Here is a 21,129-nt window from a genome sequence, read left to right on the forward strand (position 1 = left end):
CTCCCGCATCAGATTTCTGATTTCTTCAAAAAATCAAATTGACACACAATCGTATGATGATTAGCGTGGTCCTCTATCGCATACGGCTTGGAGGTGCTCATGTCCAACAGCTTTCATGCTACGACGGTCGACTGGCTGGGATGCTGGCTGGCCACGGGGCAGGTCAGGCCGGGTGAGTCACTCAAGGTCGAAGCCGACCTCGGCGAACAACTTGGCGTGAGCCGTACGGTCATCCGCGAAGCGATCAAAACCCTGGTTGCCAAGGGCATGCTCGAAGTCGGCCCGAAAGTCGGCACGCGAGTGTTGCCGGTGCGGCGCTGGAACCTCTTCGATCCACAAGTCGTCGGCTGGCTGTCGCGCAGCGGCTTGCCGGAAAACTTCGTCGACGATCTGCTCGATCTGCGTCGCACCATCGAACCGATGGCCGTGCGCTGGGCTTGTGAGCGCGCAACCGGCGAACAGGTGGACGCGATCCTGTTGGCCTGCAACGCACTGGAACGGGCGGTGGACAGCGGCATCGATTACAACCGTGCCGACCAGCTCTTCCACGAGTGCATCCTGGCCGCCAGCCACAATCAATTCATCGAACAAATGGTTCCCGCCCTCGGCGCGTTGCTGGCGGTGGCCTTTGAAGTGTCCGCCGCCGACCCGGATGAACTGCGTCGCACCTTGCCGATTCACCGGGATCTGGCCGAGGCTATCGCGGCCCGTGATACAGCTCGGGGCGTCTGGGCCTGCATGACCCTGATCGATAACGCCGCCCTGGCGATCAAGCGTTACTACCCGCAAGTCATGGCCGATAAAAAGGCCAGCTGAGCACTCGAACCCCTGTAGGAGCGAGCTTGCTCGCGATGGTTTATCAGCTACCACGAGACCGACTGACACACCATCGCCAGCAAGCTGGCTCCTACATCATAAAAACAAGAACCATGCAGGAGGTTTCATGACGTTGACGGCGGTTACCGGGCATCGGGCGAAACTGGGCGAAGGTCCGTTCTGGGATGCGCCGACCCAGGCCCTGTATTGGGTGGATATCGCGGGTAAACAGGCGTTGCGGTTGATCGGCGCCAACGTGCAGATCTGGCAGATGCCGGAACATGTGTCAGCTTTCATCCCCTGTGAAAGCGGCGACGCGCTGGTGACATTGAGCAGTGGCGTGTATCGGCTCGATCTCGACTCACCGGGCCTGGCGCCGCGCTTGACATTGTTCTGCGTGGCCGATCCGCAACCGGGCAACCGCCCCAACGAAGCCCGCTGCGACGCCCAGGGCCGGCTCTGGCTCAGTACCATGCAAAACAATATCGGAGAACAGGGCGAAGACCTGCCCATCGTGCGCCGTTCGGGTGGACTGTTGCGCATCGATCGTGCCGGGCGGGTTGTGCCGTTACTGCGCAACCTGGGCATTCCCAACACGCTGTTGTGGAGCGATGACGCCACCAGCGTTTATTTCGGCGACAGCCTCGATGGCACCTTGTATCGACACTTCATCCGTAGCGACGGCGCCCTCGATGCGCCGCAGGTCTGGTTTGGCCCGCACGGGCGCGGCGGCCCGGACGGCTCGGCGATGGATGCCGAAGGTTTTATCTGGAATGCCCGTTGGGATGGCCACTGTCTGCTCAGGTTGAGCCCTGACGGCAAAGTCGACCGGACCATCGAACTGCCGATCAGTCGTCCCACCAGTTGCGTGTTCGGTGGTGAGGACCTGAAAACCCTGTACATCACCAGCGCGGCGAGTCCGCTGGGCCATCCCCTGGATGGGGCGGTGCTGTCGATTCCAGTGGATGTGCCCGGGAAGCGTTGTACGCGTTTTGCGGGTTAAGTCCCATAATATGGGATATGAATATATATATTGAGATTTGTTGCGGGCCAGGTTTATAGTCGGCCTCACCAGTTACATGCACTCACACTCAAAAAAACAAAACAGGTGAAGTGATGCAGCGAAATTCCCCCGTGCTCCCTTGCACAGACAGTGCCGCAGAGTGTTTTCAAGCTGAAACGTTTTCGCTTTCACCTGTTTTCTTCCACAACGCCTTTTGACCGGCCATCGACTGATGTCCGGTTTTTGTCGTGTTTTCGAACAGGAGTCTTGAACCATGGCTGAACCGCTGTCATTGCCCCCGGTGCCCGAGCCGCCCAAGGGTGAGCGCCTCAAAGACAAAGTCGTGTTGCTGACCGGTGCCGCCCAGGGCATTGGCGAGGCCATTGTGGCGACCTTTGCGTCCCAGCAGGCCAGGTTGATCATCAGCGACATCCAGGCTGAGAAAGTCGAGAAGGTCGCGGCGCACTGGCGCGGACAGGGCGCCGACGTGGTGGCGATCAAGGCTGACGTTTCACAGCCGCAGGATCTGCAGGCGATGGCCAGGCTGGCGGTCGAGCGACACGGCCGGATTGATGTGCTGGTCAACTGCGCCGGGGTCAACGTGTTCCGTGATCCGCTGGAAATGACCGAGGAAGACTGGCGTCGCTGCTTTGCCATTGACCTCGATGGCGCGTGGTATGGCTGCAAGGCGGTGCTGCCGCAGATGATCGAGCAGGGCATCGGCAGCATCATCAATATTGCCTCGACCCATTCCTCCCACATCATTCCGGGCTGCTTTCCCTACCCGGTGGCCAAGCACGGCTTGCTCGGCCTGACCCGCGCGCTGGGCATCGAATATGCGTCCAGGGGCATCCGCGTCAACGCCATCGCACCGGGCTATATCGAAACCCAGATCAATATCGATTACTGGAACGGTTTCGCCGACCCTCACGCTGAGCGCCAGCGTGCGTTTGACCTGCATCCACCCAAACGCATCGGCCAGCCGATTGAAGTGGCGATGACTGCGGTGTTCCTGGCCAGTGATGAAGCGCCGTTCATCAATGCCTCGTGCATCACCATCGATGGTGGGCGCTCGGTGATGTACCACGACTGAGTGGCCGGGCTTTCAGGCGTCTTGGTACGTCTGAAAATCAATCATCATACGATATGACTATTGGCAGTACGGTTTACCGCCCAGGCTTTACAGAACGCTTTCAAAGAACGCTCAAGAAAAATAACAAGGAGTCAGCTTATGAATCGTCGTCGTGCTATCCGTTCCCTGTGCTGTGCCGCGTTGGCGGTCTCGGCGGTCAGCCTGAGCAGCACGCTGCTGGCGGCCGAGGAAGTGAAAATCGGTTTTCTGGTCAAGCAAGCGGAAGAGCCCTGGTTCCAGACTGAGTGGGCGTTTGCCGAAAAGGCCGGGAAAGAGAAGGGCTTCACCCTGATCAAGATCGCCGTGCCGGACGGTGAGAAAACCCTGTCGGCCATCGACAGCCTCGCCGCCAACGGCGCCAAAGGCTTCGTGATCTGTCCGCCGGACGTGTCCCTCGGCCCGGCAATCATGGCCAAGGCCAGGCTCAACGGGTTGAAGGTGATCGCCGTCGATGACCGTTTCGTCGATGCCAGCGGCAAATTCATGGAAGACGTGCCGTATCTCGGCATGGCCGCGTTCGAAGTCGGCCAGAAGCAAGGCCATGCCATGGCCACCGAGGCGAAGAAACGCGGCTGGGACTGGAAAGACACGTACGCGGTGATCAATACCTACAACGAACTCGACACCGGCAAGAAGCGCACTGACGGTTCGGTCAAAGCCCTGGAAGACGCCGGCATGCCGAAGGACCACATCCTGTTCACGGCCCTCAAGACCCTCGACGTGCCGGGCAGCATGGACGCCACCAACTCGGCGTTGGTGAAGCTGCCGAGTGCAGCGAAGAACCTGATCATCGGCGGCATGAACGACAACACCGTGCTCGGCGGTGTGCGCGCCACCGAGAGCGCCGGGTTCGCTGCGGCCAACGTGATCGGCATCGGCATCAACGGTACCGACGCCATCGGCGAGCTGAAGAAGCCTGACAGCGGCTTTTATGGTTCGATGCTGCCGAGCCCGCACATCGAGGGCTACAAGACCGCAAGCATGATGTACGAGTGGGTCACCACCGGCAAAGAACCGGCGAAGTACACAGCCATGGATGACGTGACGCTGATCACCCGCGACAACTTCAAGCAGGAACTGGAAAAGATCGGCCTGTGGAACTGACGGCCATTGGTTTCAGCGGCGGTCTCGGCGACGAGGCTGCCTGTCCGGTTTGAAGAGGTGGGTTATGCACGCGCAAACACATACACAACAACACAGCGGCAGCTTGCGTTTCAACGGGATCGGCAAGACCTTTCCCGGGGTGAAGGCGCTGGACAACATCAGCTTCGTCGCCCATCCGGGGCAGGTTCATGCTTTGATGGGCGAGAACGGCGCCGGCAAATCGACGCTGCTGAAAATCCTCGGCGGGGCCTACATACCCAGCAGCGGAGCCTTGCAGATCGGCGAGCGGACGATGGACTTCAAGTCCACCGCCGACAGCATCGGCAGTGGCGTCGCGGTGATTCACCAGGAGCTGCATCTGGTGCCGGAAATGACCGTGGCCGAGAACCTGTTTCTCGGGCATCTGCCAGCCAGTTTCGGCCTGATCAATCGCAGCGCCCTGCGCCAGCAGGCACTGGCCTGTCTCAAAGGCCTGGCCGATGAGATCGATCCGCAGGAGAAAGTCGGGCGCCTGTCTCTCGGCCAGCGGCAACTGGTGGAAATCGCCAAGGCGCTGTCCCGTGGCGCCCATGTGATCGCCTTCGACGAGCCCACCAGCAGCCTTTCGGCACGGGAGATCGACCGCTTGATGGCGATCATCGGCCGGCTGCGGGACGAGGGAAAAGTGGTGCTCTACGTTTCTCACCGCATGGAAGAAGTGTTCCGCATCTGCAATGCGGTGACGGTGTTCAAGGACGGACGATACGTGCGCACGTTCGATGACATGAGCGAGCTGACCCATGATCAACTGGTCACCTGCATGGTCGGGCGCGACATCCAGGACATCTACGATTACCGCCCGCGCCAGCGCGGCGCGGTGGCACTCAAGGTCGACGGTCTGCTCGGGCCGGGGTTACGCGAGCCCGTGAGTTTCGAGGTGCACAAAGGCGAGATTCTCGGCTTGTTCGGGCTGGTGGGCGCCGGTCGCACCGAGCTGCTGCGCCTGCTCAGCGGCCTGGCGCAAAACCGCGCCGGACAGCTGAAACTGCGTGGCCATGAACTGAAGCTGCGTTCACCCCGGGATGCGATTGCCGCCGGGATCCTGTTGTGCCCCGAGGACCGCAAGAAGGAAGGCATCCTGCCGCTGGCCAGCGTCGCCGAGAACATCAACATCAGCGCCCGCGGCGCCCATTCCACCTTCGGCTGCCTGTTGCGTGGCCAGTGGGAAAAAGGCAACGCCGACCAGCAGATCAAGGCGCTCAAGGTGAAAACACCACACGCCGGGCAGCCGATCAAGTTTCTATCCGGAGGCAATCAACAGAAGGCCATTCTCGGTCGCTGGCTGTCGATGCCGATGAAAGTGCTGCTGCTCGACGAACCGACCCGCGGCATCGACATCGGCGCCAAGGCCGAGATCTACCAGATCATCCATAACCTGGCGGCCGAGGGGATCGCGGTGATTGTGGTGTCCAGCGACTTGATGGAAGTCATGGGCATTTCCGACCGCATCCTGGTGCTGTGCGAAGGCGCGCTGCGTGGCGAGCTGAGCCGCGACCAGGCCAACGAATCCAACCTGCTGCAACTGGCTTTGCCGCGCCAACGCGCTGACGGCGTGGCGAACTGAGAGGTGACTATGATGACAACCCAAAACAACACCCTGCCGACCACGCGCAAACCGCTGGACCTGCGGCGCTTCCTCGATGACTGGGTAATGCTGCTGGCGGCCGTCGGAATCTTCGTGCTCTGTACCCTGATGATCGACAACTTCCTGTCGCCGCTGAACATGCGTGGCCTGGGCCTGGCGATTTCCACCACCGGGATCGCTGCGTGCACCATGTTGTATTGCCTGGCGTCCGGGCATTTCGACTTGTCGGTGGGCTCGGTGATTGCCTGTGCCGGGGTGGTTGCGGCGGTGGTGATGCGTGATACCGACAGCGTGTTTCTCGGTGTCTGTGCGGCGCTGGTGATGGGCCTGATCGTCGGGCTGATCAACGGCATCGTCATTGCCAAGCTGCGGGTCAACGCGCTGATCACCACGCTGGCGACCATGCAGATCGTGCGCGGCCTGGCCTACATCTTCGCCAACGGCAAGGCGGTGGGGGTGTCCCAGGAGTCGTTCTTCGTGTTCGGCAACGGTCAGATGTTCGGCGTGCCGGTACCGATCCTGATCACCATCGTCTGCTTCCTGTTCTTCGGTTGGTTGCTGAACTACACGACCTACGGGCGCAACACCATGGCCATCGGCGGCAATCAGGAGGCGGCGTTGCTGGCCGGGGTCAATGTCGACCGGACCAAAATCATCATCTTTGCCGTGCATGGCGTGATCGGCGCGCTGGCCGGGGTGATCCTGGCGTCGCGCATGACCTCCGGGCAACCGATGATCGGCCAGGGTTTCGAGCTGACCGTGATCTCGGCCTGTGTACTGGGCGGGGTATCGTTGAGTGGCGGGATCGGCATGATCCGGCACGTGATTGCCGGGGTGTTGATTCTGGCGATCATCGAGAATGCGATGAACCTGAAGAATATCGATACGTTTTATCAGTATGTGATTCGCGGTTCGATCTTGCTGCTGGCGGTGGTCATTGACCGACTTAAGCAGCGCTGACATTCATTTCCTCTGTAGGCGCGGGCTTGTCCGCGAAGGTCTGTCTGAAATGTAAATGTTGGATATGACGACGCCTTCGCGGGCAAGCCCGCTCCCACAGGGTTCTGCCTTCACACATTGAGTGTTGGTGTGGCATAGATCCTGTGGGAGCGGGCTTGCCCGCGAAGGGGCCATCAGCTTCAGTACATTTCTCCTGGCTTCACTATTGGCTGATGTTGCTGTCCTCGTCCTCGGTGGTGCTCGAGCCGAGACCACCGCTGCCGGGCGTTTTTCTGTTCGGCAAGTCCGCCCCTCCCTGACGCCCCATGTCATTGCCCTGGATGCGCGGGTCGGTGCCGGTGGACGGAGGCAGGTTGTGGTCGATCGTGGTGCCGTCGGTGTTCATGCCGGGGGCACTCTGGATGGCTGGCGCCCTGGGCTTTTCCACCGGATTGGTCGGGCCGGTGCTCGAGCCGATGGCTCCGGCGTACGAGGTGCAAGACAGCAGGGCGCAGAGGGCGAGGGCGGTCAACCTGGACAGGATCATGGTGTTGTCTCCAACGGGTAGAGTCCTTACCTGATTAGTCCCTCCTCGCCCGGGATAGGTGCGTTGTTAACGACGGACGGCTCAGGCCTGTGTCAATGCCCTGACCGCTGCTGCTCTTCGCCAGATCAATCGGCCTGCGGTGATCAACCAGTTGAGCGCAGCAACCGCCAGCACGGTGAGCAGCAGCGTGGCCATCCCTTGCTCGACGATGATTTTCCCGGCCAGCAAGGGGAAGCCGAACACACCGATGAAGTACGACAGGCTGAACAGCAACAAGGATTGCGCGGTGGTGCCGGTCGGCGCCTCATTGGCGGCCAGGCCGTTGATCACCGAGTAGGTCAGGCCGTAACCGGTCCCGAGCATCACCGCCGCGAGCACGTAGCTGAAGCTGCTGTCGACGACAAAACCGAACATGACGATCGATGCCAGCATCAGCCCCGACAGCAGGCACGAGGCACGCAATGGATCGCGCTTGACCACGAACCCGGCAACCAGCATTCGGCCACTGATCGCCGCGCTCATGAAACCGAGGAAGAACAGCGAGTAGTCGAGCGAGTGCGCTGCGGCATAACTGGTTTGAAAGCTCGACAGACCGCCGAACACGCAGCCGCCAAGACCGACCATGATGATTGGAAAGACAGCCCTGGACGACAGCACCTGACCCGCGGCACGCCACGAAATCCGCGACACGCTGCCCGATGGCAGAGGGGCCTGATTCAATTTCCGCTGCAGGCGCCAGAACAGCAGCACACCGACCAGGCTGGCCAGCGCCGCCAGATAAAACGCAGCGGTCACCGGGTACCCGAGGGCACTCGCCGCGCGGCCGAGCAGTGGGCCACTGCCGATCCCGGTCATCATGCTGCCCGACAGCAGGGCGAAGTATCTGGCGCGCTGTGCGGGCGTCACCAGGCTTGCCACGATGATCGGCCCGAGGGTGTAGAACACGCCCCAACCCAGGCCCAGCAGCAGGCCGAAAAACAACAGCAGAGGGCCGAAGCCCGGGGTCAGGGCGAAGCCCAGGCTGGCCGCTACCAGCAACACACCGAACAGCGCCACCGACCGGGCGGCACCGAGCAAGTCGGACAAATGACCGGAAACGATCACTGCCGCAAAGGTGCTGAGCATCGCCGCCGAAATCACACTGCCGGCATCGTGTTCGTTGCCGCCACGCGCGTTGATCAGCAGCGACAGCAGGAAGGTCGAGCCATAGGACAATGACAGCAGGTAACTGGCAAGGCAAAACAGGCCGAACAACTTGCTTGAGACTGGGGGTGTTGCGGTAGACATGACGCGGTTCCTTGACCGGATAAGTGAGCAGCGCCTCTATCTAACCACGCAGTGCCTGATTGTCAGGTTCAAGGTTATCGATGCCAGGGTTAGTGGCGGCCGGAGTGAAGCCTCTGCGTTGTTGTGGCGATCCAGCTTCTGTGGCGAGGGAGCTTGCTTGTGGTGAGGGGGCTTGCCCCCGTTGGGTTGCGCAGCAACCCCAATAAGAAAACTGCAATCTTTCTGGTGGAATGCAATCGCTGAGAAAGAGCCTGCTTCGCAGGCCAACGGGGGCAAGCCCCCTCGCCACAAATATCGCGTCGCCTTAGTATGGCGTTTTCAACTTTTGACAAGGCACGTCCATGACGATCGAAATCCGCCCGGCGACCCCCAGTGATGCACCGCAAATCCTCGCGTTCATCACTGAACTGGCCGACTACGAACGTGCCCGCCATGAAGTCATCGCCAGCGTTGCCGATATCGAACGCAGCCTGTTCAGCGAAGGCGCCACGGCCCATGGCCTGATCTGCCTGCGCGACGGTGCAGCCATCGGTTTCGCGGTGTTCTTCTTCAGCTATTCCACCTGGTTGGGCAGCAATTGCCTGTACCTCGAAGACCTTTACATCACGCCGGAACAGCGGGGCGGTGGCGCGGGCAAGACCTTGCTGCGGCATCTGGCGAAAATCGCCTGTGCCAACGACTGCGGCCGTTTCGAGTGGAGCGTGCTGGAGTGGAATGCGCCGGCCATCGATTTCTATAAATCCCTGGGTGCACAGCCGCAGGAGGAGTGGGTTCGGTATCGGATGGATGGGGCCGTTTTGAGGGATTTTGCTGCTGGTAATTGATCGCCCTTAAAAGATCGCAGCCTTCGGCAGCTCCTACAACGGGACGAGGTTCACCTTGTAGGAGCTGCCGAAGGCTGCGATCTTTTTTTGTTCGTTTCTCACAATATGGGATTGATATTTATATATTGAGATTTCCCGGCATCCGGGTTTATAGTCCCGCTCACTCACTGCCAAAAACCAAAACAGGTGAAGCGATGCAGGCGCAATTGATCGCGCTCGACTGGGGGACAACCTCATTACGTGCTTACAAACTGGCCGAAGGCGGGCAGGTGCTCGAACAGCGTTCGCTGGCGTCGGGGATCATGCAGTTGCCCAAGACGCCGCGAATCATCGGCGGCCGGGAATGCACCGACGGTTTTGAACTGGCTTTCGATGAGGCATGCGGTGACTGGCTCGATGCCCAGCCGCAATTGCCGGTGATTGCCTGTGGCATGGTCGGCAGCGCCCAGGGCTGGTGCGAAGCGGCGTACCGCGACACGCCGGCGAACGTCGCCACGCTCGGCACTTCCTTGCAAACCGTTCGCAGCCTGCGTGGCGTCGATGTGCACATCGTGCCCGGCGTCATCGAGCGTTCACGTCTGCCGAACGTGATGCGCGGCGAAGAAACCCAGGTGCTCGGTGTGCTGCAAAACCTGCCGGGCGAGGCGAGCGAGGACCTGCTGATCGGCCTGCCGGGCAGTCATTCGAAATGGGTGGAAGTGGCCGACGGCTGCATCGTGCATTTCGATACCTTCATGACTGGCGAAGTCTTCGCCGTGCTCAGCGAGCACAGCATTCTCGGGCGCACCCAGCAGCGTGGCGGGTCTTTCGAGGGGGATGCGTTTGATCGTGGCGTGCAGGTCGCGTTGTCGGCGGACGGTGAAACCGGTCCGCTGTCGACGCTGTTCAGCGCCCGTAGCCTGGGCCTGACCGGCGAATTGAGCGCCTGCGCCCAGGCCGATTATCTGTCCGGCCTGCTGATCGGCCACGAGTTGTCGGCCCTGGCCAATGTCCAGCGGCGTCGGCGCAACAGCGTGCACCTGCCGTCGATCATCCTTATCGGCAATACCCAACTCTGTGCCCGCTACCGCCGTGCGCTCGACGCCTGCGGTTTTACCCGGGTGACCCTGACCGAACAGGCCACCGAACGCGGATTGTGGCAACTGGCGCTCGCCGCCGGTCTGGTCACGTCCACCGCATCCCGTTAAACCTGCCTGGAGGTCTGACATGCTCAAACAAGCGCTGGCGCAAAACGGCCTGATCGCGATCCTGCGCGGCTTGCGTCCACAGGAAGCTGCCGCTATCGGCGAAGTCCTGTACGCCGCCGGATTTCGCGTCATCGAAGTGCCGCTCAATTCCCCTGAACCGTACGACAGTATCCGCATCCTGCGCAGTACCTTGCCTGCCGATTGCCTGATCGGTGCCGGCACGGTGCTGACGCCGGAGCAGGTCGAACGGGTGAAAGTGGCGGGGGGGCAGGTGATCGTCATGCCCCATAGCGATCCGAAGGTCCTGCGTGCGGCGAAAGCGGCGGGGCTGTCTCTGTCGCCCGGTGTCGCCACACCGACCGAAGCCTTCGCGGCGCTGGCCGAAGGCGCGGACATCCTCAAGCTGTTCCCGGCCGAGCAAATGGGGCCGGCAGTCGTCAAGGCCTGGCTGGCGGTACTGCCGGCCGGGACGATTCTGGCGCCGGTCGGTGGCATTACCCCGGACAACATGCAGGTGTTTATCGACGCGGGCGTTAAAGGTTTCGGCCTCGGCTCCGGTCTGTTCAAACCGGGCATGACGCCTGCGCAGGTGGCGTCCAATGCCAAGGCCTATGTCGCTGCCTGGAAAGCCCTTCGCTAAGACTTTTTGGCGCTGCGAGCGCTGCATCCATAAGAGAGACAACAGATGAAAATCACCAAATTGACCACCTTCATCGTTCCGCCACGCTGGTGCTTCCTCAAGGTCGAAACCGACGAGGGCGTGACCGGCTGGGGTGAGCCCGTGGTCGAAGGCCGCGCCCACACCGTTGCCGCTGCCGTTGAAGAATTGTCCGACTACCTGATCGGCAAGGACCCGCGCAACATCGAAGACATCTGGACCGTGCTCTATCGCGGCGGCTTCTACCGTGGCGGTGCGATCCACATGAGCGCCCTGGCCGGTATTGACCAGGCCTTGTGGGACATCAAGGGCAAGGCGCTGGGCGTGTCGGTCAGCGACCTGCTGGGTGGTCAGGTGCGGGACAAGATTCGCGTGTATTCGTGGATCGGCGGCGACCGTCCGGCGGACACGGCGCGTGCTGCCAAAGAAGCTGTCGAACGCGGTTTCACTGCGGTGAAAATGAACGGCACCGAAGAACTGCAGTTCCTCGACACCTTCGACAAAGTCGACCAGGCCCTGGCCAATGTCGCCGCCGTGCGCGATGCGGTCGGCCCGAACGTCGGCATCGGCGTGGACTTCCATGGCCGGGTGCACAAGCCCATGGCCAAGGTGCTGATGAAGGAGCTTGATCCGTACAAGCTGATGTTCATCGAAGAGCCTGTGCTGAGCGAAAACTACGAAGCGCTGAAAGAACTGGCACCACTGACCAGCACACCGATTGCCCTCGGCGAGCGCCTGTTCTCGCGCTGGGATTTCAAGCGCGTGCTCAGCGAAGGCTACGTCGACATCATCCAGCCAGATGCGTCACACGCCGGTGGCATCACCGAAACCCGCAAGATCGCCAACATGGCCGAAGCCTACGACGTGGCGCTGGCGCTGCATTGCCCGCTGGGGCCGATTGCCCTGGCGGCCTGCCTGCAACTGGACGCGGCTTGCTACAACGCGTTCATCCAGGAGCAGAGCCTGGGCATCCATTACAACGAGAGCAACGACCTGCTCGACTATGTGAAAGACCCACGGGTGTTCGATTACGACCAGGGCTTCGTGAAGATCCCGAACGGCCCGGGCCTGGGCATCGAGATCAACGAGGAATACGTGATCGAACGCGCCGCCATCGGCCACCGCTGGCGCAACCCGATCTGGCGCCATGCCGATGGCAGTTTTGCCGAGTGGTGAGTCACTGACACACCACTGAACCCTGTGGGAGCGGGCTTGCTCGCGAAAGCGTCCTGTCAGTCACATCAATGCTGGATGTGCCGCCGTCTTCGCGAGCAAGTCGAATCGTCGCACCGCCGCTCCCACTCTAGATCTCCATGGATAGAGGGATCTGCGTTCCCCCGGTTTTCTCATTGACCTCAATAACCATAAGAAGAGGCACCCCCCATGCAACCGCAAACCCTCACCGGGCAGGCGTCCTTGGTGACGCCCAGCCGCAAGCGTTTTTTCATCATGGTGCTGTTGTTCATCACGGTGGTGATCAACTACCTGGACCGCAGCAACCTGTCGATTGCCGCCCCGGCATTGACCAGTGACCTGGGCATCGACCCGATTCATGTCGGCCTGATCTTCTCTGCCTTCGGCTGGACCTACGCCGCCATGCAGATCCCCGGCGGCTGGCTGGTAGACCGGGTCCCGCCACGCATCCTGTACACGGCAGCGCTGCTGCTGTGGTCGATTGCCACCGTGATGCTCGGCTTCGCTGGCAGCTTCATCGCGCTGTTCGTGTTGCGCATGGCGGTTGGCGCCCTGGAAGCGCCGGCCTATCCGATCAACAGCCGCGTGGTCACCACCTGGTTCCCCGAGCGCGAGCGTGCCACGGCCATCGGTTTCTACACCTCCGGGCAATTCGTCGGCTTGGCCTTCCTGACACCGGTGCTGGCCTGGCTGCAGCACGAATTCGGCTGGCACATGGTGTTCGTCACCACCGGCGCGGTAGGCATTCTGTGGGCAGTGATCTGGTACGCGGTGTATCGCGAGCCGCGGGACTTCAAAGGCGCCAATCAGGCGGAGATCGACTTGATCCGCGAGGGCGGCGGGCTGGTGGATATCCAGGCCGAACAGGCCAAGGTCAAAGCCAAATTCAGCTGGACTGACCTTGGCATTGTCCTGACCAAGCGCAAGCTCTGGGGCATCTACCTCGGCCAGTTCTGCCTCAACTCGACCCTGTGGTTTTTCCTTACGTGGTTCCCGACCTACCTGGTGAAATATCGCGGCATGGATTTCATCAAGTCTGGCCTGTTGGCGTCGCTGCCGTTTCTCGCGGCCTTTGTCGGCGTACTGTGTTCCGGTTTCTTCTCGGACTTTTTGATCCGTCGCGGTTACACGGTGGGTTTCGCCCGCAAGTTGCCCATCATCAGCGGCTTGCTGATTTCCACCTCGATCATCGGCGCCAACTTCGTTGAGTCGACGCCGCTGGTGATTGCCTTCCTCGCGCTGGCATTCTTCGGCAATGGCCTGGCTTCGATCACCTGGTCACTGGTGTCGACGCTCGCCCCGGCGCGTTTGCTCGGGCTGACCGGCGGGGTGTTCAACTTCATCGGCAACCTGGCGGCCATTGCCACGCCGATCGTGATCGGCTTCCTCGCCACGGGTGATTCCTTTGCCCCGGCAATCACCTACATCTCGGTGCTGGCATTGATTGGCGCACTGTCCTACATCTTGCTGGTGGGCAAGGTCGAGCGTATCAAGTTGTAGTCGTGGCACGCGGGCGACCATAATGCCGCCCGTTCACTCGCTCAACGGTAAAGGCTGGATATGCAGGAAGACGCCCCAAAAATCGCCAAGGACGCCGCACCGACCGGCACCCAGACCCTGCTTCGCGGTTTGGGTGTGGTTCATGCCGTGGCCAGCGGCGCCCGCGATCTCAAGGAGATCGCCCGGCTGATCGGCACCACGCGCAGCACCACCCATCGCCTGGCCAGTTGCCTGGTGGACGAGCGTTACCTGCGGGTGGTGCCGCAAGTCGGCTATCTGCTGGGGCCGAAACTGATCGAGTTGGGGTTTCAGGCCCGTGAAGAGTTGCCGTTGGTGACCCTGGCCGGGCCGTATCTGGATGAGTTGTCGGCGTTGACCGGCGACACCATTCATCTGGCGATCCGTGAAGGCGACGAAGTGCTGTACCTGCACAAGAACCCGGGGCGCAATGGCCCGGAAATGCGTTCGCGGGTCGGCCATCGCATGCCGCTGGCGCGCACCGGGATCGGCAAGGCGCTGATGCTCGATGATTCGCCGCAAGAGTGGCAGCGCCTGTACGAAGTCAGCCTGCCGGTGGGTGGGAAAAATCAATTCTGGCCGCAGCACCCTGAGCAATCCTGGGAGCAGTTCGAGCGGCGCATGGTCGAGTACGTGGCCGGCGGCTATGCCTTCGATCTGGAAGATAACGAGCCGTCGATCCGTTGCGTGGCAGCGCCGGTGCGCGATGCCAGCAAACGCATCGTCGCCGGCATCAGCATTGCGAGTACCGTGCCGTACATGCCGCTGGAAAAAATGGCCGAGCTGATTCCTTTGATCAAAGGGGTCACGGCACGGCTGTCGGCGGAGTTGGGCGCCAAAATATGACCTCAGGCAGCAACCCTTGTGGGAGCGAGCCTGCTCGCGAAAGCAATCTGTCAGTTAATACCGGTGTCGACTGACGGGACGCTTTCGCGAGCAAGCCCGCTCCCACATGGGGTTTGTGTTGTTGCATAAATGCCAGGCAACAAAAAGGCCCCCATTCGGGAGCCTTGATGTTCAGCGGTCGGCTTACATGTTCGGGTAAGTCGGGCCGCCAGCGCCTTCGGGCGTTACCCAGGTGATGTTCTGTGCAGGGTCCTTGATGTCGCAGGTCTTGCAGTGAACGCAGTTCTGGGCGTTGATCTGGAAGCGCTTCTCGCCGTCTTCCTTGGTGATCACTTCATACACGCCGGCCGGGCAGTAACGCTGGGCAGGCTCATCGTACAGCGGCAGGTTCTTGCTGATCGGGATGCTCGGATCGGCCAGCTTCAGGTGGCACGGCTGCTCTTCTTCGTGGTTGGTACCGGAGATGAACACCGAGCTGAGTTTATCGAAGCTGATCTTGCCGTCCGGTTTCGGGTAGTCGATCTTCTTGCAGTCGGCCGCCAGTTTCAGGCAAGCGTAATCCGGCTTGGTGTCGTGCAGGGTGAACGGCAGTTTGCCGCCGAAGATGTTCTGGTCCAGCCAGTTGAAGCCGCCACCGACGATGGCGCCGAACTTGTGGATCGCCGGGCCGAAGTTGCGGCTGGCGAACAGTTCGTCGTAGAGCCAGCTCTTCTTGAACGCGTCGACGTAGGTGGTCAGCTCTTCGCTGCCGTCCTTCTCTGCGAACAGTGCTTCGGCCACGGATTCAGCGGCGAGCATGCCGGACTTCATCGCGGTGTGGCTGCCCTTGATCTTGGCGAAGTTCAGGGTGCCGAGGTCGCAACCGATCAGCGCGCCGCCCTTGAAGACCATCTTCGGCAGCGAGTTCAGGCCACCCTTGCAGATCGCACGGGCGCCGTAGCTGATGCGCTTGCCGCCTTCCAGGTACTGCTTGAGCACCGGGTGATGCTTGAGGCGCTGGAACTCGTCGAACGGCGACAGGTAGGTGTTGCTGTAGGACAGGTCGACGATCAGGCCGACGACGACCTGGTTGTTTTCCAGGTGATAGAGGAACGAGCCACCGGTGTTCTCGGTGCCCATGATGTCCATCGGCCAACCGGCGGTGTGCACCACCAGGCCTGGCTGGTGTTTGGCCGGGTCGACTTCCCAGATTTCCTTCAGGCCGATGCCGTAGTGCTGAGCGTCGGCATCGCTGTCGAGGTTGAAGCGCTTGATCAGTTGCTTGCCGATGTGGCCACGGCAACCTTCGGCGAACAGCGTGTATTTGCCACGCAGTTCCATGCCAGGGGTGTACAGGCCTTCTTTTGGATGGCCTTCGCGATCGACACCCAGATCGCCGGTGATGATCCCGCGCACCACGCCGTTCTCGTCGATCAGCGCTTCCTGAGCGGCGAAGCCCGGGTAGATTTCCACGCCCAGGTTCTCGGCCTGCTGGGCCAGCCAGCGGCACAGGTTGCCCAGGGAGATGATGTAGTTGCCTTCGTTGTGCATGGTCTTGGGCACAAAGAAGTCTGGAACTTTCTGCGCGCTTTCAGCGTTCTTCAGCACGAAGATGTCGTCACGGGTGACGGGGGTGTTCAGCGGCGCGCCGAGTTCTTTCCAGTCCGGGAACAGTTCGTTCAGGGCGCGTGGTTCAAACACGGCACCGGACAGGATGTGAGCACCGACTTCGGAGCCTTTTTCGACCACGCAGACGCTGATTTCCTTACCGGCTTCGGCGGCCTTCTGCTTCAAGCGGCAGGCGGCGGAAAGACCAGCGGGGCCGGCACCGACGATGACGACGTCGAATTCCATGTATTCGCGTTCCACAGGTTATCTCCTACTCAAGGCTCAACAGTTTTTTTTCTAATTTGGAGGTTGGGTGTCGCATCCATGAATTCCGGCGCAACGCCGAAAGCGGACAATCGATTGACCACCTTTCTCTTTGGGTGGCGCATTATATCTACACCACTCTCAGCGTCCAATACAAACGTTTGTTTGAATTGGCTCAAAGCCAGAGAAATCAAAGTCACGCGCCTTATGAACGGCCATTTTGGCGTATTGACCGGAATAGGCGTTCCGGTCAAGATACGGGCGGTTTTGCGCTCGCCGTAGGCTGGCAGTTGGTTTCAAGAGCACCTCTAAAGACAGGGCGATGGCAGTAGAGAGTGATGCGCCGTGCGGGTTTGGCGCGAAGTTTACACGCCGTGACGTTGAATGACTCGTCAGTCACCACTGACGAATGGTCATGCAGATCATGAGTGATGGTCACTTGACACGTTAGCCGGCGTTTTTAGAGGTGCCCTTGCGCCCGATGAGCATCAACCGCCAGGTTCGCCTAGGCGACTTTCTTTTCACCGGAGAGTAACGAGGAATCCATGAAGGTTCTTGTAGCTGTCAAACGCGTTGTGGATTACAACGTCAAGGTTCGCGTCAAGGCGGACAATTCCGGCGTCGATCTTGCCAACGTCAAGATGTCGATGAACCCGTTCTGCGAGATCGCCGTGGAAGAAGCCGTACGCCTGAAAGAGAAAGGTGTTGCGACTGAAATCGTCGTCGTCTCCGTCGGCCCGTCCACCGCTCAAGAGCAACTGCGCACCGCGCTGGCTCTGGGTGCCGACCGCGCCATCCTCGTCGAGTCCGCCGAAGACCTGACTTCCCTGGCCGTTGCCAAGCTGCTCAAGGCTGTTGTCGACAAGGAACAGCCTCAGCTGGTGATCCTTGGCAAACAAGCCATCGACAGCGACAACAACCAGACTGGCCAGATGCTCGCTGCACTGAGCGGCTACGGTCAGGGCACGTTCGCTTCGAAAGTCGAAATCAGCGGCGACAGCGTTGCCGTGACTCGCGAAATCGACGGCGGCGCGCAGACAGTTTCCCTGAAACTGCCGGCCATCGTCACCACCGACCTGCGTTTGAACGAGCCGCGCTACGCGTCTCTGCCGAACATCATGAAAGCCAAGAAGAAGCCTCTCGAAGTGCTGACTCCGGACGCTTTGGGCGTTTCCACCGCCTCCACCAACAAGACCCTGAAAGTCGAAGCGCCGGCTGCACGCAGCGCGGGTATCAAGGTCAAGTCGGTGGCTGAACTGGTCGAGAAACTGAAAAACGAAGCGAAGGTAATCTAAATGACTATCTTGGTTATTGCTGAACACGACAACAAAGTGCTGGCCCCGGCCACGCTGAACACCGTTGCTGCCGCCGCCAAAATCGGTGGTGACATCCACGTTCTGGTTGCAGGCCAGGGCGCTGGCGCCGTGGCTGAAGCCGCTGCGAAAATCGCTGGCGTGAGCAAAGTCCTGAACGCTGACAATGCCGCTTACGCGCATCAGCTGCCGGAAAACGTTGCTCCACTGGTTACCGAGCTCGGCAAGGGCTACAGCCACATCCTGGCTGCCGCCACTTCCAACGGCAAAAACATCCTGCCGCGCGTTGCCGCTGCACTGGACGTCGACCAGATTTCCGAGATCATCTCGGTAGAAAGCGCTGACACCTTCAAGCGTCCGATCTACGCCGGTAACGCCATCGCTACCGTTCAGTCGAACGCTGCAGTGAAAGTGATCACCGTGCGTGCCACCGGTTTCGACCCGGTTGCCGCTGAAGGCGGTTCGGCTGCCGTTGAAGCCGTAGGCGTTGCCCACGACGCTGGCATCTCCAGCTTCGTCGGCGAAGAACTGGCCAAGTCCGATCGTCCGGAACTGACCGCTGCCAAGATCGTCGTTTCCGGCGGCCGTGGCATGCAGAACGGCGACAACTTCAAACACCTGTACGCCCTGGCCGACAAGCTGGGCGCTGCCGTGGGTGCTTCGCGCGCCGCGGTCGACGCAGGTTTTGTTCCGAACGACATGCAGGTCGGTCAGACCGGCAAGATCGTTGCGCCACAGCTGTACATCGCCGTCGGTATCTCCGGCGCGATCCAGCACCTGGCCGGCATGAAAGACTCCAAAGTGATCGTTGCGATCAACAAGGACGAAGAAGCGCCGATCTTCCAGGTGGCCGATTACGGCCTGGTGGCGGACCTGTTCGAAGCCATCCCCGAGTTCGAGAAGCTGGTCTAAACCGGCGGCTTGACTTATAAAGAGCCCGGCCTTTTGGCCGGGCTTTTTTTTGCTCTCTGTAGGAGCGAGCTTGCTCGCGATGGGCGTTAACGATGACGCGTTCATTCTGAAAAAAAACGCGGCGCATTGACCTCCATCGCGAGCAAGCTCGCTCCTACAGGAGGCATAACCGGGTATGAGTGGAGTATGAAGCCATGGATCTGCGCTGTGTGTGGAGCTTGCTGGGATTGACGCTGTTGCCGGCGCTGTCTTTCGCCGCAGGCAAATGCGAACGCCTGGTGGTCACCGGCAGCCCCGATGCGCCGCCGTACCTTTGGCAAGACCCGCAAGATCCCAAACACCTGATCGGTGCCAGTGCCGATTTGTTGCAGCAAGTGGCGGGGGAGTTGGGGCTCAAGATCGAACTGCTGTATGCCGGCAAACGCGCCCAGGCCCTGGACGAAGTGCGCAGCGGACGCATGGACATGCTGGCGGACGCGACGTTGACCGTCAGTGAGCTGGAAACCCTGGATTACATCCATCCACCTTTGCTGGAAAACGACTACCTGGTCTGGACGCGCAAGGACTCGACGCTGGTCTACAACGAAGCACAAAATCTGCACGGTCATCCGGGTGCCGTGTCGGAAAAGGCTCGATTGACCGCGCAATTCAGCACTTTTGCCGCACAGCAATTAACCCTCGCACGCATGTCCAATCTGACCCTGGCCTTTCAGAAACTGTTGTTGGGCGAAGTCGAATTTGTCCTGGCCGGACGTTACTCGGGCATGGCGACTGCACAAACACTGGGCATGGCCGGTGATCTGATCGCACGTTCGCAACCGGTCGACAAGCCTGGCCTGTTCCTGGCGATTTCCCACAACTCGGCCTGCAACGATCCGTGGTTGCGCGGACAGTTGGCCAAAAAGATGACAGAATTGCCCGCGTCCGGACTGACGGAAGCCGTGCTGCTGCGCAATATCGAGCGCTGGAAGGCACAGCGCTCACAACCGCAGCAACCCTCGCAACAACCCGTCAGTACCCCAAAACAGTAGGGATATTTAGTGAGTATTCGACCTCTTTTCGCTGCCGTGGCCATTGTCGCCCTGGCGGGTTGTGCAACCGATCCGGCGCCGAATGAACAAATGCGCCTGACCGAACAGGCACTCGAACAGGCCAAGGCCGTGGGTGCCACCGCCGACGATGTGCCGGAAATGAAACTGGCCGAGGACAAGTACAATCGCGCCAAGGGCAACATGACTGATCAATCGTTCAAGAATGCGCGCATGCGCGCCGAACAGGCCGAACTGGATGCGCGCCTGGCTGAGGCCAAGGTGCTGACGGCCAAGAGCGAGGAACAGTTGAACGTGCTTAACACCCGCATCGCCCGTCTGCAAAAGCAACTGGGAGATGCTCAATGAGCCTCAAGAGCAAAACCCTCGGCGGTTTGATCCTGGCCGCCAGCCTGACCGGTTGCGTCAGCCAGCACAGCGAGACCGCGTTGCAGCAGGCTGGAACCGACTTTCAGAAGGTCAAGGAAGACTCCAATGTGCTGCGAATCGCCCCCAAGGACGTGATCCGCGCCGGTGAGTCCCTGGCCCGTGCCGACCGCCTGTCCAGCTATTGGGGCAGTGGTTCGGACGTGGTGCATTACGCCTACCTGAGCCAGCGCTATAGCGCCATTGCCCGGGAACACACCAATCAGGCGCTCAACGAAGAAAAAGCGGCAAAACTCGAACTGGAACGGCAGCGTCTGCAACTGGCATTGCGTGAGTCCAAACTGTTCAGTGTGCAGCAGCAAGGCAAATGGCTCGAAGAGCAGATCCTGGCATTGACCACCTCCCAGACCGACCGCGGTCTGGTGATGACGTTGGGCGACATGCTGTTCGACACCGGCGAAGCGGAATTGAAACCTTCGGCCAACCGCGTGGTGTTGAAGATCGTGCAGTTCCTGCAACTCAACCCCAAGCGTGTGGTGCGGATCGAAGGTTACACGGACAGTACCGGGGGCAAGCAGGAAAACCTCAAGCTGTCTCGCGACCGCGCACAATCGGTGGCTGACGTGCTGATGGATCTGGGCATCGACGACAAGCGCATCCAGGTCGAAGGTTATGGCGACGAGTATCCCGTGGACGCGAATGCGTCGGAACGGGGCCGTGCGCAGAACCGTCGGGTGGAAATTGTGTTTTCCGACGAAAACGGCCAGCTCGGCGCCGCCCGGTAGGGTGTGCGTCGATGGAAAACCCGGCCTGCCATGCAGCGCCGGGTTTTTTTTCGCCTGCCGATTACCGCACAAAACAGTACAGATTTTGCTGACACTGCACTGTACGGTCGACTATTGTGGTAACTGTCCCCGTACACTTCTAAACTGTTCCGGTATTGTTTTACACAAGAATAA

At 60.5% G+C, this 21,129-nt stretch carries 20 protein-coding genes; 17 read left to right on the forward strand and 3 right to left on the reverse strand.

What is annotated here, in order from left to right:
* Nucleotides 1–99: 99 nt before the first annotated feature.
* From ACXX83_RS03620 to araH, 6 genes are all read left to right on the forward strand, one after another.
* On the forward strand, nucleotides 100–816 hold the full coding sequence (locus tag ACXX83_RS03620; protein WP_095966307.1) for a FadR/GntR family transcriptional regulator: 717 nt from the start codon (nucleotides 100–102) through the stop codon (nucleotides 814–816).
* Between the two features lie 127 nt (nucleotides 817–943).
* Nucleotides 944–1,819 (forward strand): SMP-30/gluconolactonase/LRE family protein, encoded by an 876-nt coding sequence (locus ACXX83_RS03625; RefSeq protein ID WP_126053013.1) that lies wholly within the window; start codon nucleotides 944–946, stop codon nucleotides 1,817–1,819.
* A gap of 274 nt (nucleotides 1,820–2,093) precedes the next feature.
* Nucleotides 2,094–2,912, forward strand: a complete 819-nt coding sequence (locus ACXX83_RS03630) for an SDR family oxidoreductase (RefSeq protein ID WP_007977027.1) — start codon at nucleotides 2,094–2,096, stop codon at nucleotides 2,910–2,912.
* A gap of 138 nt (nucleotides 2,913–3,050) precedes the next feature.
* A complete protein-coding gene (locus ACXX83_RS03635) occupies nucleotides 3,051–4,055 on the forward strand; it encodes a substrate-binding domain-containing protein (protein ID WP_458547587.1) in 1,005 nt (334 codons plus the stop codon).
* A gap of 64 nt (nucleotides 4,056–4,119) precedes the next feature.
* Nucleotides 4,120–5,658, forward strand: coding sequence for an L-arabinose ABC transporter ATP-binding protein AraG (gene araG / locus ACXX83_RS03640; protein ID WP_458547588.1), 1,539 nt, complete (start codon nucleotides 4,120–4,122; stop codon nucleotides 5,656–5,658).
* Nucleotides 5,659–5,670: 12 nt separating this feature from the next.
* Nucleotides 5,671–6,639, forward strand: a complete 969-nt coding sequence (araH, locus tag ACXX83_RS03645) for an L-arabinose ABC transporter permease AraH (protein WP_126050913.1) — start codon at nucleotides 5,671–5,673, stop codon at nucleotides 6,637–6,639.
* 202 nt (nucleotides 6,640–6,841) lie between these two features.
* Here the strand turns inward: araH and ACXX83_RS03650 are convergent, their stop codons facing one another.
* Both ACXX83_RS03650 and ACXX83_RS03655 read right to left on the reverse strand, forming a co-directional pair.
* Nucleotides 6,842–7,165: a hypothetical protein gene (locus tag ACXX83_RS03650; protein ID WP_217837488.1), complete on the reverse strand. Its 324-nt coding sequence runs from the start codon at nucleotides 7,163–7,165 to the stop codon at nucleotides 6,842–6,844.
* 81 nt (nucleotides 7,166–7,246) lie between these two features.
* Entirely contained in the window at nucleotides 7,247–8,452 is a 1,206-nt protein-coding gene (locus ACXX83_RS03655; protein ID WP_217837489.1) for an MFS transporter, read from the reverse strand.
* 341 nt (nucleotides 8,453–8,793) lie between these two features.
* Here ACXX83_RS03655 and ACXX83_RS03660 point away from each other — a divergent pair, with 341 nt between their 5' ends.
* From ACXX83_RS03660 to ACXX83_RS03685, 6 genes are all read left to right on the forward strand, one after another.
* Nucleotides 8,794–9,276, forward strand: coding sequence for a GNAT family N-acetyltransferase (locus ACXX83_RS03660; RefSeq protein WP_458547589.1), 483 nt, complete (start codon nucleotides 8,794–8,796; stop codon nucleotides 9,274–9,276).
* Between the two features lie 194 nt (nucleotides 9,277–9,470).
* Nucleotides 9,471–10,463 carry a 2-dehydro-3-deoxygalactonokinase gene (locus ACXX83_RS03665; RefSeq protein WP_458547590.1) on the forward strand — a complete coding sequence of 331 codons (993 nt, stop codon included), beginning with the start codon at nucleotides 9,471–9,473 and terminating at the stop codon, nucleotides 10,461–10,463.
* A gap of 19 nt (nucleotides 10,464–10,482) precedes the next feature.
* The gene (locus ACXX83_RS03670) at nucleotides 10,483–11,103 is read left to right on the forward strand and encodes a 2-dehydro-3-deoxy-6-phosphogalactonate aldolase (RefSeq protein ID WP_458547591.1); all 621 of its coding nucleotides are present in this window, start codon (nucleotides 10,483–10,485) and stop codon (nucleotides 11,101–11,103) included.
* A gap of 45 nt (nucleotides 11,104–11,148) precedes the next feature.
* Entirely contained in the window at nucleotides 11,149–12,297 is a 1,149-nt protein-coding gene (gene dgoD / locus ACXX83_RS03675) for a galactonate dehydratase (protein WP_007977010.1), read from the forward strand.
* Nucleotides 12,298–12,504: 207 nt separating this feature from the next.
* Nucleotides 12,505–13,815, forward strand: coding sequence for an MFS transporter (locus ACXX83_RS03680; protein ID WP_116579996.1), 1,311 nt, complete (start codon nucleotides 12,505–12,507; stop codon nucleotides 13,813–13,815).
* Between the two features lie 60 nt (nucleotides 13,816–13,875).
* Nucleotides 13,876–14,679: an IclR family transcriptional regulator gene (locus ACXX83_RS03685; RefSeq protein ID WP_458547592.1), complete on the forward strand. Its 804-nt coding sequence runs from the start codon at nucleotides 13,876–13,878 to the stop codon at nucleotides 14,677–14,679.
* A gap of 183 nt (nucleotides 14,680–14,862) precedes the next feature.
* Here the strand turns inward: ACXX83_RS03685 and ACXX83_RS03690 are convergent, their stop codons facing one another.
* Nucleotides 14,863–16,527 carry an electron transfer flavoprotein-ubiquinone oxidoreductase gene (locus tag ACXX83_RS03690; protein WP_217837493.1) on the reverse strand — a complete coding sequence of 555 codons (1,665 nt, stop codon included), beginning with the start codon at nucleotides 16,525–16,527 and terminating at the stop codon, nucleotides 14,863–14,865.
* Nucleotides 16,528–17,075: 548 nt separating this feature from the next.
* On the opposite strand from ACXX83_RS03690, the gene ACXX83_RS03695 reads away from it, so the two are divergent.
* From ACXX83_RS03695 to ACXX83_RS03715, 5 genes are all read left to right on the forward strand, one after another.
* Nucleotides 17,076–17,825: an electron transfer flavoprotein subunit beta/FixA family protein gene (locus ACXX83_RS03695; protein WP_015093946.1), complete on the forward strand. Its 750-nt coding sequence runs from the start codon at nucleotides 17,076–17,078 to the stop codon at nucleotides 17,823–17,825.
* Nucleotides 17,826–18,755, forward strand: coding sequence for an electron transfer flavoprotein subunit alpha/FixB family protein (locus ACXX83_RS03700; protein WP_458547593.1), 930 nt, complete (start codon nucleotides 17,826–17,828; stop codon nucleotides 18,753–18,755).
* Between the two features lie 194 nt (nucleotides 18,756–18,949).
* Nucleotides 18,950–19,786, forward strand: a complete 837-nt coding sequence (locus ACXX83_RS03705; protein ID WP_458547594.1) for a substrate-binding periplasmic protein — start codon at nucleotides 18,950–18,952, stop codon at nucleotides 19,784–19,786.
* A gap of 9 nt (nucleotides 19,787–19,795) precedes the next feature.
* Nucleotides 19,796–20,152 (forward strand): DUF4398 domain-containing protein, encoded by a 357-nt coding sequence (locus tag ACXX83_RS03710; RefSeq protein WP_015093949.1) that lies wholly within the window; start codon nucleotides 19,796–19,798, stop codon nucleotides 20,150–20,152.
* On the forward strand, nucleotides 20,149–20,955 hold the full coding sequence (locus ACXX83_RS03715) for an OmpA family protein (RefSeq protein WP_217837496.1): 807 nt from the start codon (nucleotides 20,149–20,151) through the stop codon (nucleotides 20,953–20,955). Before ACXX83_RS03710 ends, ACXX83_RS03715 begins: the two co-directional genes overlap by 4 nt.
* The last annotated feature ends 174 nt before the right edge of the window (nucleotides 20,956–21,129 follow it).

The organism is Pseudomonas sp. GNP012, assembly GCF_054343835.1.